At 64.9% G+C, this 15709-nt stretch carries 16 protein-coding genes; 7 read left to right on the top strand and 9 right to left on the bottom strand.

The features are described 5' to 3' along the window. Window positions 1–38: 38 nt before the first annotated feature. The 3 genes from ACZ46S_RS04870 to ACZ46S_RS04860 are packed head-to-tail and all read right to left on the bottom strand — an operon-like array spanning window position 39 to window position 2241. Window positions 39–1034, bottom strand: coding sequence for a YncE family protein (locus tag ACZ46S_RS04870; protein WP_464063585.1), 996 nt, complete (start codon window positions 1032–1034; stop codon window positions 39–41). Beyond that, window positions 929–1360 (bottom strand): hypothetical protein, encoded by a 432-nt coding sequence (locus ACZ46S_RS04865; protein WP_464063584.1) that lies wholly within the window; start codon window positions 1358–1360, stop codon window positions 929–931. The genes ACZ46S_RS04870 and ACZ46S_RS04865 overlap by 106 nt, the downstream gene beginning before the upstream one ends. Continuing rightward, on the bottom strand, window positions 1309–2241 hold the full coding sequence (locus tag ACZ46S_RS04860) for a hypothetical protein (protein ID WP_464063583.1): 933 nt from the start codon (window positions 2239–2241) through the stop codon (window positions 1309–1311). Before ACZ46S_RS04860 ends, ACZ46S_RS04865 begins: the two co-directional genes overlap by 52 nt. 68 nt (window positions 2242–2309) lie before the next feature. Between ACZ46S_RS04860 and ACZ46S_RS04855 the strand changes: the two genes are divergently transcribed. The 4 genes from ACZ46S_RS04855 to ACZ46S_RS04840 all read left to right on the top strand — a co-directional run bounded on the left by ACZ46S_RS04855 (window position 2310) and on the right by ACZ46S_RS04840 (window position 5762). Continuing rightward, window positions 2310–3074 (top strand): alpha/beta fold hydrolase, encoded by a 765-nt coding sequence (locus ACZ46S_RS04855; RefSeq protein WP_464063582.1) that lies wholly within the window; start codon window positions 2310–2312, stop codon window positions 3072–3074. Further along, entirely contained in the window at window positions 3071–4177 is a 1107-nt protein-coding gene (locus ACZ46S_RS04850; RefSeq protein WP_464063581.1) for an NAD(P)/FAD-dependent oxidoreductase, read from the top strand. Before ACZ46S_RS04855 ends, ACZ46S_RS04850 begins: the two co-directional genes overlap by 4 nt. A gap of 157 nt (window positions 4178–4334) precedes the next feature. Beyond that, window positions 4335–4715 (top strand): response regulator transcription factor, encoded by a 381-nt coding sequence (locus ACZ46S_RS04845; protein ID WP_295738320.1) that lies wholly within the window; start codon window positions 4335–4337, stop codon window positions 4713–4715. A 98-nt stretch (window positions 4716–4813) separates the two neighbouring features. Next, window positions 4814–5762 (top strand): IS630 family transposase gene (locus ACZ46S_RS04840; RefSeq protein ID WP_464063580.1). Its coding sequence is split into 2 segments (ribosomal slippage): window positions 4814–5155 and window positions 5157–5762, totalling 948 coding nucleotides; the frame shifts between segments, so codons are not numbered across the junction. A gap of 281 nt (window positions 5763–6043) precedes the next feature. Here ACZ46S_RS04840 and phoB read toward each other — a convergent pair. The 5 genes from phoB to aspS all read right to left on the bottom strand — a co-directional run bounded on the left by phoB (window position 6044) and on the right by aspS (window position 12377). Continuing rightward, window positions 6044–6751, bottom strand: a complete 708-nt coding sequence (gene phoB / locus ACZ46S_RS04835) for a phosphate regulon transcriptional regulator PhoB (RefSeq protein ID WP_295738323.1) — start codon at window positions 6749–6751, stop codon at window positions 6044–6046. Window positions 6752–6755: 4 nt separating this feature from the next. Next, window positions 6756–7472 carry a phosphate signaling complex protein PhoU gene (gene phoU / locus ACZ46S_RS04830; protein ID WP_464063579.1) on the bottom strand — a complete coding sequence of 239 codons (717 nt, stop codon included), beginning with the start codon at window positions 7470–7472 and terminating at the stop codon, window positions 6756–6758. A gap of 11 nt (window positions 7473–7483) precedes the next feature. Continuing rightward, entirely contained in the window at window positions 7484–8287 is an 804-nt protein-coding gene (gene pstB, locus ACZ46S_RS04825) for a phosphate ABC transporter ATP-binding protein PstB (RefSeq protein ID WP_295738329.1), read from the bottom strand. A gap of 143 nt (window positions 8288–8430) precedes the next feature. Next, window positions 8431–10314, bottom strand: coding sequence for an autotransporter domain-containing protein (locus ACZ46S_RS04820; protein ID WP_464063578.1), 1884 nt, complete (start codon window positions 10312–10314; stop codon window positions 8431–8433). Between the two features lie 275 nt (window positions 10315–10589). After that, window positions 10590–12377: an aspartate--tRNA ligase gene (gene aspS / locus ACZ46S_RS04815; RefSeq protein ID WP_295738469.1), complete on the bottom strand. Its 1788-nt coding sequence runs from the start codon at window positions 12375–12377 to the stop codon at window positions 10590–10592. A gap of 70 nt (window positions 12378–12447) precedes the next feature. On the opposite strand from aspS, the gene rnd reads away from it, so the two are divergent. From rnd to ACZ46S_RS04800, 3 genes are read left to right on the top strand one after another with little or no spacing between them, the layout of a single operon-like run. Next, window positions 12448–13611, top strand: coding sequence for a ribonuclease D (rnd, locus tag ACZ46S_RS04810; protein WP_295738335.1), 1164 nt, complete (start codon window positions 12448–12450; stop codon window positions 13609–13611). Next, window positions 13608–13958, top strand: coding sequence for an MmcQ/YjbR family DNA-binding protein (locus ACZ46S_RS04805; protein WP_464063577.1), 351 nt, complete (start codon window positions 13608–13610; stop codon window positions 13956–13958). The genes rnd and ACZ46S_RS04805 overlap by 4 nt, the downstream gene beginning before the upstream one ends. Continuing rightward, window positions 13951–14400 (top strand): GNAT family N-acetyltransferase, encoded by a 450-nt coding sequence (locus ACZ46S_RS04800; RefSeq protein WP_464063576.1) that lies wholly within the window; start codon window positions 13951–13953, stop codon window positions 14398–14400. Before ACZ46S_RS04805 ends, ACZ46S_RS04800 begins: the two co-directional genes overlap by 8 nt. Here the strand turns inward: ACZ46S_RS04800 and lysA are convergent. Continuing rightward, window positions 14387–15703, bottom strand: coding sequence for a diaminopimelate decarboxylase (gene lysA / locus ACZ46S_RS04795; protein ID WP_464063575.1), 1317 nt, complete (start codon window positions 15701–15703; stop codon window positions 14387–14389). The two genes, ACZ46S_RS04800 and lysA, sit on opposite strands and share 14 nt — an antisense overlap. Window positions 15704–15709: the final 6 nt, after the last annotated feature.

The raw sequence follows: 15709 nt of genomic DNA, 5'->3' as shown, positions 1-15709 counted from the left end.
GGCAAAAGCCGTTGTTACAAAGGCTTAAATGCAAGCGCTCAGATCCGCTCGGCGGTGATCCGGCCTTTCTGGCGCAGCATGGTGTTGAGGAAGATGCCATGCGGCGAGCGCCCGACCGGGATGGAGCTGTAATTGCCGCTCACCGGATCGAGGATCGCCACCGATTCCGCATAGCGCAGGCAGATCCAGATATTCCCCTCCGGATCGATGCCGATATCGTCCGGCCCGCCAGGGATCTCATATTGGCGCAGGATCTGGAAGCTGACCGGGTCCAGTGCGGTGAGGCCGGTCCGCCCCGGGCCGCGATTGGAGACGTAGAGGATCTGCTTCCTGGTATCCAGGAAGATATTATGCGCGCCATCGCCGGTGACGACCCGCCGGGTGATCTGCCCGCTCACCGGATCGACCTCGACAAAGCCGCGCCCGCCCATGATGCAGCACAGCACCTTGCCGCGATGCCAGAGCACGCCCGCCGGCGTCTCGCCCACCGTCACCGCCCAGCGCTCAGTCATGCTGGTGAGGTCGAAGGAGACCAGCGTGTTGGAATTCTGCATGGAGTTGAAGGACCAGCGGCTGTCCGGCGAGAAATCCAGATGGCTCGGCCAGCGCCCGGGCTTGAAGCGCTTCACCAGCCGCAGCGTGGCGCCGTCATAGACATCCACGAAATCCAGCCGCAGCGCGTTGACCATCAGATATTTGTTATCCGGCGTGTAGCCGAGCTGATACGGGTCGGCGATGCGCTTGCGGCCCAGCGGCGCGCCGGTGATCGGGTCGAAGATGAAAATCGCGTTGCCCGAGGCATCGCAGATGAAAAGCTGGCCGCGGTCGGGGGTCAGGCACCAATGGCTGGGCTCGCGATAGGCCGGCTCCGTCCCCACCACCTGGCGGCTCGCCATGTCGATGAGGCTGACCGAGCCGGCGGCGGAGTTCAGGACGAAGGCGAGGGGGGGCGTTGCCGCCAGGGCCGGAGCAGCCCCGGCGAGGGCGAGGGGCAGGGCGGCGGGCAGGGCGATGGCGGTGCGGCGTGTGAGCATGCAGCCCCTGTAGACCCGTTTTGTGCGTTTGCGAAGATAGCGCTTACCCACAAGAAGAACGCCGAGGCGGTCCCCGCGATCAGGGTGTTGTCGGTCAGGGATTGCACGGCGAATGCAATGAAAATCAACCGCATCAGCCAGGCCTGCCGGGCCGGCAGCCGCGCCGTGCCGCGCCCCACCCACAGCAGCATCAGCCCGAGCAGCAGCCCCAGCCCCAGCACCCCGCCCTCGGTGCCGATGCGCAGATATTCATCATGCGCGGCGTTGGTGCCGATCAGCCTGGCCAGCGGCGCGCTGAGCGGAATGATGATCTTGCCCGCCCCCACCCCCAGCCGACCCAGGGAGACTGGGTGATGGCGGTCCAGAAATAGGGCCAGACCAGCGTGCGGTTGGACAAGTTGGACGCCAGGCCAAGCTGCGTCATGTCGATGACGCGCAGAAAATCGAGCTGGCTGAAACAGAGCGCCACCAGCGCGGCCAGCGCCCCGGCCAGGGCGAAAGCCCGCAGGCAGCCGCGCTGGGCCAGCAACGCCGCCAGGACGAGGCCGCCCAAAACCAACGGCGAGCGCGCCCCGGTGAGCAGGATGAGGGTGAAATTGATCCCCGTCAGCAGCGCCACGGCCCGGCGCGGCCGTACCGCCAGCTCCAGCACCCCGGCATAAAGCCCCACCAGCGCCGCCCCGGCCAGAAAGGGCGGCTGCCCATCCCCGCCCAGCCGCAGCGCCCCCAGCTCCAGCGTGTAGAACCGGTCCAGCCCCGCCAGCGCCAGCATCGCCGCAACCCCCACGGCGCAGAGCGGGGCGATCATCACCGCCCGGCAGGCGGTTCGGGCGAAGCCCTCATCCTGGCGGACAAAGCCGAACAAAAACGGCGCGGCGGAGCCGATCAGCGACCGCGCCGAGGCCTCCAGGCTCAGCCCCGGATGCAGCCCATGGATCAGCCCGACGCAGAACATCAGCAGAAACGCCAGGGACGGATTGCCCACATCCCGCCGTGGCCCGTAGCGCCAGAGTGCTCCGGCCAGCACCAGCAAGCCATAGAGCTTGAGCAGCCCCGCCGTCGCCTCCAGGCTGCCGGTGGCGGCACTCAGCCAGCCATCCGGCGCGGTGGCCAGCGCCAGCACCCACAGCATCACCGCCTCGCGCGGCCGCGCCAGGGCCAGCAGCACGAGCGGCAACGCAGAAACCACAACCAGGAATTGCAGCATGGCTCGTCATAGCCCATTTGAACCCACCGCGCTTGTGATTTCTTCCCGATGCGCCAAAGATGATGCCCATGAAATTAAACGTTTCCGAGGCCGGCGACGGCTCGCCGCTGGTGCTGCTGCATGGCCTGTTCGGCGCCGCCCGCAATCTCGGCGTGCTCACCCGGGCCTTTTCCGCGCATTACCGCGTCTTCGCGCTGGATCTGCGCAACCATGGCGACAGCCCGCGCGGGCCTGAGATGAATTACGCCATCATGGCGCGGGACGTGGCGGAAACCCTCTCCAGCCTCGGCCTCTCCCGGGTGCGGCTCTGCGGCCATTCCATGGGCGGCAAGACGGCGATGATGCTGGCCCTGCAATCGCCCGATCTGGTCGAGCGGCTGGCGGTGATGGATATTGCCCCGGTCAGCTACAACCATGATTATTCAGGCTTTGTCGAGGCGATGCGGGCCATCCCGCTCACCCCCGGCCTCTCCCGAGGCGAGGCCGACCAGGCGCTCGCCGCCAGCGTCAAGGCCCCGCCGATGCGCGCCTTCCTGCTCAACAATCTGGTGCTGGGCAGCGCCCCGCGCTGGCGCGTCGGGCTGGAGGAGATCGGCGCCAATATGAAAAACCTGTTCCGCTGGGATGATCCGCCGGGCGCCACCCCCTATCACGGCCCGGCTTTGTTTCTGTGCGGCGCGGAATCGGACTATGTCCGCCCGGATTATGACGCGGCGATCCGCCAGCGCTTCCCCCGCGCCGAGATCACCCGCATCCAAGGCGCCGCGCACTGGCTGCATGCCGACAAGCCCGAGCAGGTGATCGCCGCGCTGCAGGAATTCTTCGCGGCATGAGCCAGGATTTCGATGCCATCGTCATCGGCGCCGGCATGGTCGGCGCCTCCATCGCCGCCAATCTCATCGCCACCCATAAGGTGGCGCTGGTGGAGGCCGAGGAGCAGGCGGGCTTCCATACCACCGGCCGCTCGGCGGCGATCTGGATCCGCAATTACGGCCCGCCCGCGGTGCGCGTGCTCACCGGCCTGTCGCGGGATTTCTACAAATCCCCGCCCGCCGATATCGGCACCGACCGGCTGGCGGTGGACCGCGCCATCCTCTATCTCGCCCCGCCCGCGCAGGGCCGGCAGCTGGATGAGCTGATCGCCCAGGATCTCGGCATCGAGGAAATCCCCCTGTCGAAGGCCAAGGCGCTCTGCCCGGCGCTGATCGAGGGCTACGCCACTCGCGCCGGGCTGGAGTCGGACGGGTTCGACATGGATGTGGCCGGGCTGCACCAATATTATCTGCGCCGGATGCGCCAGGGTGGCGGGCAGCTGCTGCTTCGCAACCGTGCCGGGCGGATCGCGCGCAAGAGCGGTCTCTGGGCGGTGGAGACCTCCGGCGGGCTCACCATCACCGCGCCTATCGTGGTGAATGCCGCCGGGGCCTGGGGCGATGAGGTGGGCAAAATCGCCGGCCTCGCCCCGCTCGGCCTTGTTCCCTGCCGGCGCACCGCCGCCATCATCGACCCTGGCCCGCACCAGGTCGCGCACTGGCCGCTGGTGCAGTCCGCCGCCCATGATTGGTATGCCAGGCCGGAAGCGCGCGCCAAGCTGATGGTCACACCCTGCGATGAAACCCCGGATGTGCCGCATGACGTGCAGCCGGACGAGCTGGACATCGCCATTGGCATCGACCGCATGCAGCAGGCGCTGGATATTCCGGTGAAGCGCATCGAGCATAGCTGGGCGGGCCTGCGCACCTTCACCCCGGACCGCTCGCTGGCCTTTGGCTATGACAAGGCGGTGGACGGGTTTTTCTGGGCGGTGGGGCAGGGCGGCTATGGCATCCAGACCGCGCCGGCGGCCTCGGCGTTGATCGCCGCCATGGTCCGGCATGAGGATCCTGGGCCGGCCGGGGTGGTGATCCCGCAGATCGACCCGATGCGCTTTCGCTGAAATTGGTTGCAAGGCCGCAAGGCGTTTCATACGGCCATCACCGCATGGCCGGGCCGGTGGGCTGAGCGCGATGCCTGGTAAACTTGAATTGCGCGTCATGCTTCCGATATCTAGTGCAAAGACAAATCTTTGGGGCACTGGCGTAAAGGGGCTAGCTTTGCGGATATTATTCATTGAGGACGACAAGAACGTCGTCTCCTTCGTGCTCAAAGGCATGCGTGAGGCTGGGCATAATGTGATTCACGCCGAATCCGCCCAGGCCGGCCGCGAGCGTGCGGCGCGGGAGACGTTTGACGTGATCATTCTGGACCGCATGCTGCCGGAGAAAGAGGACGGTCTGGTGCTGCTCTCGCATTTGCGGGCGCAGAAGATCGAGACCCCGGTGCTGATCCTCTCCGGGCTGGGCGAGCCGACCAACAAGGTGGCGGGCTTGCGCGCGGGTGGCGATGATTATCTGGCGAAGCCGTTCGCGTTTTCGGAGTTGCTGGCGCGGGTCGAGGGGCTGGCGCGGCGCGGCGGGATCACCCGCAGCGCCTGAAATCCTAGAGTCCTCTGTGAATAGCTTGAATCCTATCTCTTTACCGACGCGGGGCTGATGTGATTCACGATTAGGACTGGTTGAGGAGGCCAGCGCTGATGCCCCGAGCTTATTCTTCTGATCTTCGTGAACGCGTGATTTCGGTTGTGGAGAGCGGTGAGGAGACTTGCCGGTCCGCGGCGCGGCGTTTTGGCGTGAGCGCATCGTCTGCCATCAAATGGGTTCAGCGCCTGCATCGGGTTGGTGACCGACGCAGCGCTGGCACTGGTGGCCACCGGCCCTCGAAGGTGAAGCCTGAGCGCGCCTGGCTTTTGGCGGTCATTGAGGAGCAGGCCGACATCACGCTGGCGGCGTTGAGCGTGCGCCTGTGGGAAGAGCGTGGCGTGCGCGCCGACACCGGCATGTTGTCGCGGTTCTTCCGCGCTGAGGGCATCAGCTTCAAAAAAAACCGTGCTGCCCGCCGAGCAGGACCGGCCTGACATCGCCTTCAAGCGGGCGCGCTGGCGGCGGTATCAGGGAAAAATTGACGCGTCTCGCCTGGTGTTTATCGACGAGACCTGGGCCAAAACCAACATGACCCGCACCCATGGGCGCTGCCGGCGTGGGCAAAAGCTGCACGCCAAGGTGCCGCACGGGCATTGGAAAACCTTGACCTTCATCGCCGCCCTGCGGGCCGACAAGGTTACCGCGCCCTGTGTACTCGATGGCCCCATCAACAGCCGCAGCTTCACCGCCTATGTCGAGCAATTCCTGGTGCCGACGCTGCGCCCCGGCGATGTCATCATCCTCGACAATCTCGGCAGCCACAAGGCCAAGACAGCGCGCGATGCCATAAGAAAAGCCGGTGCCAAGCTCGTCTTCCTGCCGCCCTACAGCCCAGACCTCAATCCCATCGAGCAGGTCTTCGCAAAGCTCAAAACCCTACTCAGAAAAGCCGCCGAGAGAACCGTCGAAGCCACATGGCGACGCATCGGGGCACTGCTCGATCACTTCCCGCCAGAAGAATGCACAAATTACCTCAAACACGCAGGATATGCGTCAATCTAATCACAGAAGATTCTAAAATAAAAAGTTTTTGAGGGTTGTAGGGAACTTTTTTCAAAAAGTTCCCTACGTGACAAAAGGCCGGATCGCCCCCAGAGGGGGCGTCCGGCCTTTTGTCTAGAGCATCAAGCTTTTAGCTTGATGCTCTAGAATTTGTTTTAGCGAGCAATTTCATGTGTTTATTTTGACGCTGTCGCGTCAACCTAAACACATATTGCTCTAGGCGGCATTCCACCGCTGCGACGCAGCGGCGGAACCATGGCCGCCTACGCCCCAAAAAACCTTTACTCTACGTCTTCTAAGTCCAGCGCATACCCCGCCGCGCGCACCGTGCGCACGATGTCGATCTCGCCCGGCCCGTTGATCGCCTTGCGCAGCCGGCGAATATGCACATCCACCGTGCGTGGCTCGACATGTATGTCGCGCCCCCATACCGCATTCAGCACATCCTCGCGCGAAAACACGCGCTTGGGATGGCGCAGGAAAAACTCCAGCAGCCGGAACTCCGTCGGCCCCAGATGCAGCGTGCGGCCATTGCGCAGCACGCGATGCGAGGCCGGGTCCAGCGAGATATCGTGGAAGGCCAGCTTGTTCTTCTGCGGCACCGCGCCCGCCCGGCGCAGCAGTGCGCGAATGCGGGCGATCAGCGCCTCGGTCGAGAAGGGCTTGGTGATGTAGTCATCCGCCCCGGTATCCAGCCCGCGCACCGCATCCTGCTCTTCCGCCCGGGCGGTGAGCATGATGATCGGAAGCTGGCGCGTCGCCGGGCGGCGGCGCAGCTGGCGGCACAGCTCGATGCCCGACATCGTCGGCAGCATCCAGTCCAGCAGCAAAAGATCAGGCGGCGCCTCGGTGATGCGCGTCAGCGCCTCGCCGCCATCGCCGGCATCCTCAACCCGGAAGCCCTGTTTTTCCAGATTATAGCGCAGCAAAGTGACCAGCGGCGCCTCATCCTCGACGATCAGCACATACGGCTTGTTGCTCTCGGACATGTGGTCAGTTGGCGGCCGGCATGTAGGTGGAGGTGACATCGCCCTTGGGGCGGAAATCCGGCAGGTTGGTGCCGGTGATCGCGTAATAGGTCAGCTCGGCCATGTTGGTGGTATGGTCGCCGATGCGCTCCAGATTCTTCGCGATGAACATCAGATGCGTGCAGGCGGAAATATTGCGCGCATCCTCCATCATGTAGGTGATCAGCTCGCGGAAGATGGTGTTGTAGAGGTCATCCACGGACTGGTCGGCCCGCCACACCGCAATCGCCTTCTGCGGGTCGCTCTCGCCCACCGTGTCGATGCTGGCTTTCAGATTCTGCTGCACCAGGTTGGACATCTGCCCCAGCCCGGCGAGGGAGAAACCGCTGGCGACCTGATTGATGACGATCGAGCGCTTGGCGATGTTGGCGGCATAATCGCCGACGCGCTCAAGATCGTTCACGATCTTCAGCGCCTGGATCACCTGGCGCAGATCATCCGCCACCGGCTGGCGCAGCGCCAGCAGCTGCACGGCGAATTGCTCGATCCGGTGCTGCTCGGCGTCGATCTTGGCATCGCCCTCGATCACCCGCGCCGCCAGCTCGGCGTCATGGCCGATCAGCGCGCTGGAGGCATCCGCCACCGCGCGCTCCACCAGCCCGCCCATATTGGCGATGGCATCGCGCAGCTTTTTCAGGTCAGCCTCGAAGCTGGAAATCATATGTTTCGGTTGGTCGGCCATCGTCTGTCTCCTTAGCCGAACCGGCCGGTGATATATTCCTGGGTCTTGCGCTCGCGCGGGGCGGTGAAGATCTGGCTGGAGGAGCCAACTTCCACCAGCTCACCCAGATAGAAGAACGCCACCTGGTCCGCGCAGCGTCCGGCCTGCTGCATGTTATGGGTGACGATGACGATGCAGAAATCCCGCTTCAGCTCATCCACCAGCTCCTCGATCTTCAGCGTGCTGATCGGATCGAGCGCCGAGGTCGGCTCGTCGAGCAGCAGCACCTCCGGGCGCACCGCGATGGAGCGGGCAATGCAAAGGCGCTGCTGCTGGCCACCGGAAAGGCCGATGGCGGAGCTTTGCAGCCTATCCTTCACCTCGCCCCAGAGGGCGGCGCGGGTCAGCGCCCATTCCACCCGCTCATCCGCCTCGGCCTTGGACAGCTTCTCATGCAGCCGCACGCCAAACAGCACGTTCTCGTAAATGGATTTCGGAAACGGGGTCGGCTTCTGGAACACCATGCCCACGCGCCGGCGCAGCTTGTTCATATCCACGCCCGGGGCGATCAGATTATCCCCGCCCATCAGCACCTCACCCTCGGCGCGCTGGCCGGGATAAAGATCGTACATGCGGTTGAGAACACGCAGCAGCGTCGATTTGCCGCAGCCCGACGGGCCGATCATCGCCGTCGCCTGGCGATCCGGGAAATCGATCGAGACATTCTTCAGCGCGTGCGTCGCGCCGTAATAAAAATTCAGATTGCGGATGGAGACACGCGGCTCAGCCCCCGGGACCTGCTGCAGGGTATGGGGGAGCTGGGCATCGGAGGACATGTTGTGACTCGCTATTTCCATAAGGCCATTCCATAGGCGCGATACGTGACAGTACGATGACAGTCGCGTGAAGCTTCTATGACAGCCGCCTCCGCAAAACGAGTCTTAAATTTTTCGCCGGGCGGCTTCGCCCGGCGCGCTGTTCAGAACCGCCAGAGGAGGTTGCCGGTAACTTGCGTGTCATTGCCGTCGCTCTTGAAGGCGGTCGTGGCCGCCTCCAGGCTGGCGCTGAAGCGCTGGGTGAATGTCGCACTCACACCCAGGTTGAACAAGCCCCAGCTGCCCGTCTGGTGCGGGTAGCTGTTGGTCAGCGTCACGCCGGGCACATCGGTGAAGGCGGAGCTGAAGCGCTGGTTCGGCCCGGCCAGCAGAAACTCAGCCGCCGCGCCGGCATGCGGGGCAAGCGCCACGCCGCCCAGGCTGATATTCGTCGCAATCGTGCCGCCGGCACTGGCGACCAGCTGCTTATAGCTCTGCGAATTCACGCTCTGGGTCAGCAGCGCATCGCCGCTCTCGGTATAATTGCCCAACCCGCTCTGGGTGTAACCCAGCCCGAATTCCGGCCCTACGGCGATATTCGTCGCCGGATGGAATTTCAGCCCCACCGCGCCGCCGGCACTCCAGCTGGTGCCCGAAGGCTTGCCGGTGATGCCGCCAATCACCCCGTTGCGCTGGGTCTTGTCGTTGTCATGGTCCCAGGCGGCATAGATTTTGGCATAGGCGTCGCCGGAGCTCGCCAGCGCATACAGCCCGACATCGACGCCATGATCCTGTACCGTGCCGCCGCCGCTCACATTCGCATGGGTGTTGTTATAGGCGAGCGACAGGCCGGCGGTGAGATGCTCATTCACCCGCATATCCACCCCCAGCGCCGTCACCGCGCTGCGATAATTATAGCCGCTATCGAAGCCCTCGGTCTTGCGGGTGCCGAACTGTCCGGTGACGGAGAGGAACATCGCCAGTTTATGCGCCGGATCGGCGGTGCCGCCATTCACCCCGTTAATGTCATAGGACGCGCCGCTGGCGCCGTTCTGCAACGCATCCAGCCGCGCATTCAGCAGCCCCGCGAAACTCTCCGCGGCATTCGCATTCACCCGTGCCGGCACCGTCAGGCTCTCAAAGCCTTGCAGCGACGCGGCGGCATATTCGGCGATGATCTGCTGTGCATGGGTGGTCGGGTGCACATTATCCCAGAACAGATAGCTGTTCTGGGTGGCCGTGCTGCCGGTTACGCAGGCCACCGTATACAGGCAGGCATTGGTGACGTTGGTGAAGCCGTACAGAGACGGATCCGCCACCACCCGGTTCAGCAGCGCCTCCGTATTCAGCACGATGATATTCGCCCCCGTGCCCTGATGCAGCAGCTGCATCTCGGTCGGCAGCGCCGCATCATGCGCCTGCGAGAACGCATCGCCCAGCGCCACGCCCTGCGCCGTGCTGTTGAAATTCGGCGTCAGCCCCAGATCCGGCAGGTTGGGCACAATCAGCATCCTGGCGCCGAGATTGATCAGCGATGTGGTATCCTGGGTGAGCTGCGTGATCGTCGTGGTGACAGCCTGCGTCACCAGCGCGGTGGCCGCCGCCGGGTTGGCCTGCACCGCCGCCGCATAGGCGAAGTAATTATTCGCCCCGCCCCACAGCGTCACCACGTCATTCGCGCCGAAACTGCCCCCCGCCGCCTGGAACGCCGCGATCTCGGTGGTGATCCCCGGCAGCGCCGCCGCTTCCAGATTGGTGCCGGCATTGGTGGTGCCGATGGTCAGCGCCCCGGTAAAGGCCCCGCCATAGGCATAGTCATTGGCTGAGGAAAACCCGAGCCCGGTCAGCCCCGGCAGATATTCCACCCAGACCGGCCCGTTGGAAAACCGCCCCTCATAATAAGGTGCCGGCGGCAGGCCGGTGAGTTTGTAGAGATTGCCGTCATCCGACAGGCTGTCGCCAAACACATAGAGATTGCCCGCCTTCGCCGCAGGCGCCGCCATCAGGCTAAGCGCTGCCACACCGGCCAGAAGCCTGGTTTTCCTCATGGTCGTGTCTCCCGTTTTATCTTACCTTTGCAGGCTTTGTATCACGCAATGGTTAGGATGGCGACGGAAAAGTGACGTGATCGTGCAATGAAAAAAAGCCGCCTCCCCGAAGGGGAGAGCGGCGGTAAAAGTTGCAGAAGTTTTTGAGGGGTATGGGGAACTTTTTTCAAAAAGTTCCCCATAGACGTTTGGGGCGTTGGCACCGTAGTGCCAACGCCCCAAACGTTTTGCAGCCCTTTTTGAAAAAAGGGCTGCACCCCAAAAACTTTTGTAACTTAGGTTTTGACGACTTTCGGCGGCAGCGCCAACGCAATGGACAGCTCCTTCAGCCGGTTCGCCGGGATCGGCGCCGGGGCGCCCATCATCAAATCCTCGCCCTGCTGGTTCAGCGGGAAGGCGATCACCTCGCGGATATTCGGCTCATCCGCCAGCAGCATCACAATCCGGTCAATGCCCGGGGCCGAGCCGCCATGCGGCGGCGCGCCATAGCGGAACGCATTCAACATGCCGCCAAACCGTGCCTCAACCTCTTCCGGCCCGTAACCGGCAATCTCAAACGCCTTCAGCATGATATCCGGGCGATGATTCCGGATCGCGCCCGAAGACAGCTCGATGCCGTTGCAGACGATATCATACTGGAAAGCCTTGATCGTCAGCGGGTCCTGCGTCTCCAGCGCCTCCATGCCGCCCTGCGGCATCGAAAACGGGTTATGCGAGAACACCACCTGCTTCAGCTCCTCGTCATACTCGAACATCGGGAAATCGACGATCCAGCAGAACTTGAACTCACCCGCCTTGATCAGTCCGAGATCATTGCCGAGCTTGGTGCGCACGCTGCCGGCAAATTTCGCCGCGGCCTCCGCCTTGCCGGCGGCAAAGAACACCGCATCGCCGGCCTTCAGGCCGCACGCCACGCGGATCGCCTCGGCCCGCTCGGGGGCCAAATTCTTCGCGATCGGCCCCTGCGCCCCGGCCTCGTTCCAGGTGATGTAGCCCAAGCCACCCGCACCCTCGGCCCGCGCCCATTCATTCAGCTTATCGAAGAAGGAGCGCGGATTGCCGCCGGCTCCAGGGGCGGGAATGGCGCGCACAATGCCGCCGCCCTCGACGATCTTCGCGAACAGCCCGAAGGAGGAGTCGCGGAACGCCTCGGTGACATCGGAAATGACGATCGGGTTGCGTAGATCCGGCTTGTCCGAGCCATATTTCAGCATCGACACATCGTAGGGGATGCGCTCGAAGGGCGGCTTGCCGACATCGCGCCCCTGCGCGAACTCATCGAACACCCCATGCAGGATCGGCTCGATCGTGTTGAACACGTCTTCCTGCGTCACAAAGCTCATCTCGAAATCGAGCTGGTAGAACTCGCCCGGCGAACGGTCCGCCCGGCTCGCCTCATCGCGGAAGCAAGGCGCGATCTGGAAGTAACGGTCAAACCCCGCCACCATCAGCAGCTGCTTGAATTGCTGCGGCGCCTGCGGCAGCGCGTAGAACTTGCCAGGATGGTTGCGCGCCGGCACCAGGAAGTCGCGCGCCCCCTCAGGGCTGGAGGCGGTGAGGATCGGGGTCTGGAATTCGGTAAACCCGGCCTCGATCATGCGGCGGCGGAAGCTAGAGATCACGCCCGAGCGCAGCACGATATTCTTGTGCACCTGCTCGCGGCGCAGATCCAGGAAGCGATATTTCAGCCGCAGCTCGTCCGGGTAGTTCTCGCCACCCGCCACCTGCATCGGCAGCACATCGGCCGGGCCCTGCACCTCCAGGCTCGCCACCCGCAGCTCGATATCGCCGGTCGGCAGCTTGGCATTGGTGGTGCCCTCGGCGCGGGCCACAACCTCGCCGGTGACGGTGATCACCGACTCGACGCGCGCCGCCTCCGCCGCCGCGAACCCGGCGGAGCCGGCGGGGAACACGCATTGGGTCAGGCCGTAATGATCGCGCAGATCGATGAACAGCAGCCCGCCATGGTCGCGCTTGGCGTGGACCCAGCCGGAAAGCCGGGCGGTTTGGCCGATATCCGCGGCCCGCAGGGCAGCGCAATTATGGGTGCGGTAGGCGTGAATCTGTTCCATGGGGCGCGAAAGAGCCCTTGCCCTGCTTCCTGTCAAGCGGGCGCGGCGCTATGGGAGGGGCATGAACGAAAACAAGATCGAATTCATCGCCACGTCCGAGGCTTTGGAGGCTTTGTGCGCCCGTCTTGAGACCGAAGCCTTCGTGACGGTGGACACCGAATTCATGCGCGAGAAGACCTATTACCCGGAGCTGTGCCTGGTGCAGCTGGGCGGCGCGCAGGATACCGCGGTGGTGGACGCCCAGGCCCCGGACATGGACCTAAGCCCCCTCGGCCGGCTGCTGGCGAAAGAGAGCGTGGTCAAAGTCTTCCATGCCTGCCGCCAGGATGTGGAGATTTTCCTGCAGCTCTTCGGCGCCGTGCCGGTGCCGCTCTTCGATACCCAGGTCGCGGCGATGGTGGCCGGGTTTGGCGATCAGGTCGGCTATGACAGCCTGGTCAATGCTTTGACCGGCGCGCATATCGACAAGGCCCATCGCTTCTCGGACTGGTCGGCCCGCCCGCTCTCGAAATCCCAGATCAACTATGCCGCGGCCGATGTCACCCATCTGCGCGCGGTCTATGAGAAGCTCAGCGCCAAGCTGGCGGCCGAGGGGCGGCTGGACTGGGTGGCCGAGGAGATGGCGATCCTGACCCTGCCCGAGACCTACCGTGTGGACCCGGAGCGCGCCTGGGAGCGGCTGAAAATCCGCTCCAATAACCGCCGCCAGCTGGGGCTTGCCAAGGCCATCGCCGCCTGGCGCGAGCGTGAGGCGCAGCGCATCAATATCCCGCGCGGCCGGCTGCTGAAGGATGAGCAGGTGCCCGAAATCGCCTCGCTGGCGCCGGACGATGCCGAGGCGCTGGCCAAGGCGCGCGGCATTTCGGCGGGCTTCGCCAATGGCAAATCCGGCGCCTCGCTGCTGGCCGCGATCAAGGAGGCGAAGGCCTGGCCGGAGTCCGAGCTGCCCAAGGCCGAGCGCCAGCGCGAAAGCGCCAAGGCCTCCCCGGCGCTGGTGGCGCTGCTGAAAGTGCTGCTGGCGGCGGCGGCGGAGAAGAATAATGTCGCGGCGCGGCTGGTGGCGGGCAGCGACGATATCGAGGCGCTGGCCCTGGATGAGACCGCCCCCAACCCGGTGCTGGAAGGCTGGCGCCGCGAGATGTTCGGGGAGACGGCGCTGCGCCTGATCCGTGGCCAGATCGCCCTCTCCACCCAGGGCAAGCGGATCAAGATCGTCGAATTGTGAACCGCCTGGCCGCCTTCGACCGGTTTTGCGCCAAGCTTCCCGGCAGCCACATGGTGGTGCAGTGGGGCGAGAGCCATGTGCATAAAATAGGGCCAAAGGTCTTTGCCATCGGCGGCGGCTTTCCGGGTGAGGATGGCTATGTGTTCAAAGCCAGCCCGCTCGCCTTCCAGCTTCTGCGCGAACAGGGCCTCGCCAGCCGCGCGCCTTATCTGCGCCGTGGCACCTGGCTGCGGGTGGAGGGTGGGGTGCTCAGCGATGCGGCGCTGTTCGAGCACCTCGCCGAATCCCACCGCCTCGTCGCCGCCAGCCTGACCCGCGCCCAGCGCGCCGAACTTGGCCTTGGCTGAGCTGCGCCCCGCCAAGCCCGGCGAGGGCCAGGCGCTCTACGACCTCACCGCAGCCGCGATCCGGGGGCTGGCCGCCGGGCATTACAGCGCCGCCCAGATCGAAGGCTGGATGGAAGGGCGCGATGCCGCGCAGTACGAGGCGGTGATCGCCAAAGGCAATGTGCTTGTGGATTCGGGCCTGAACGGCTTCATCGAAACCGCCCCGGGCGAGATTTTGCGCCTGTTCGTGCGCCCGGCGGCGGCGGGGCAGGGGCTGGGGCAGCGCCTGCTGCAAGCGGGGCTGGCCCTCGCCGGCCCCGGCGAAATCCGCCTTAACGCCACGCTGAACGCGGCGCCCTTCTATGAAAAACACGGCTTCGAGGCGCTGGCGCGCGGCCTCTACACCCACCCGGCCGGCGGTGCACCGGTTGAGATCGTGAAGATGCGCCTCAGCCGGGGATGATTTCCTCGGCCCAGAGCGCTTCGATGTCCTGGCGCGGGGTGATCAGATGGAAACGCCCCTCATCCACCAGCACGGCGGCGGCGCGGGGGCGGGAATTATAGGCGCTGCTCATCACCGCGCCATAGGCCCCGGCATCCAGCAAGGCCACGCGCCCGCCCGGCTTGATCTCCGGCAGCAGGCGGTCGGTGGCGAACTGGTCGGCGCTCTCGCAGATCGGCCCGACCACGTCGGCCGGCATCGTAGCGCTACGATAAGCGGCCGCGTCCAGCGGCAGGATGCCGTGCCAGGCATCATACATGGCCGGGCGGGCGAGGTCGTTCATCGCCGCATCCAGCACCAGGAAGCGCTTGCCGGCCTGCTTTTCCAGAATGACACTGCCCAGCAGCACCCCGGCCGGGCCGACCAGATAGCGCCCCGGCTCCATCATCAACCGCACGCCCAGCCCCTGCGTCACCTGTTTCACCGTGGCGGCGAAGGCGTGGGGGGAGAGGCCCGGCTCGTCCTGATAGCCAATGCCCAGGCCGCCGCCGATATCGAACACATCCACATTCTGCCCGGCCTCGCGCAGGGCGCGGATCATCGCCGCCCCCTTCGCGTAGGCGAGGCGGTAGGGTTCGGTGGAGAGGATCTGGCTGCCAATATGCATGGCGATGCCGACCGGCCGCACCCCGGGCAGCGCCGCCGCGCGGGCATAGAGGGCGGGAATATCCGCCGCCGCGATGCCAAACTTGTTTTCGGCCAGCCCGGTGGTGATCTTGGCATGGGTGCCGGCATCGACATCCGGGTTCATCCGCAGCGCGATCGCCGCCTCAACGCCGAGCCTGGAGGCAATGCCAGAGATCATCTCGATCTCTTCCGCGCTCTCCACATTGATCTGGCCGACACCGGCGCTCAGCGCCGCCTCCAGCTCCGCCGCCGATTTGCCGACGCCGGAATAGACCACATGCTTGGCCGCGATCCCGGCCTTGGTGGCGCGCATGAACTCGCCGATGGAGACCACATCCGCCCCGGCCCCCTGTTCACGGAACAGGTTGAGCAGGGCGAGATGGTCATTCGCCTTCACCGCGTAATGGATGTGCATCGGCACGCCCTCGGCCGCGAACGCATCTCGCAGGCTTGCGAAACGCGCGCGCATGGTGGCGGCGCCATAGACCCAGCTGGGGGTGCCGAAGGCGTCGGCGATGGCGTTCAGCGGCACGCCTTCCAGGCACAGCCCGTCCTGGGCGTGCATGGTCAACTGCTTGCGGGCGGCGAGCAGATCCTCAAGCCGCGGTTCCGGCCCGGTGAAATTCATGTCGGCCATGGCGGA

Source organism: Acidocella aluminiidurans, assembly GCF_055383125.1.
The sequence above is the reverse complement of the archived record's forward strand: the minus strand, read 5'-3'. Positions and strand labels throughout refer to the sequence as shown.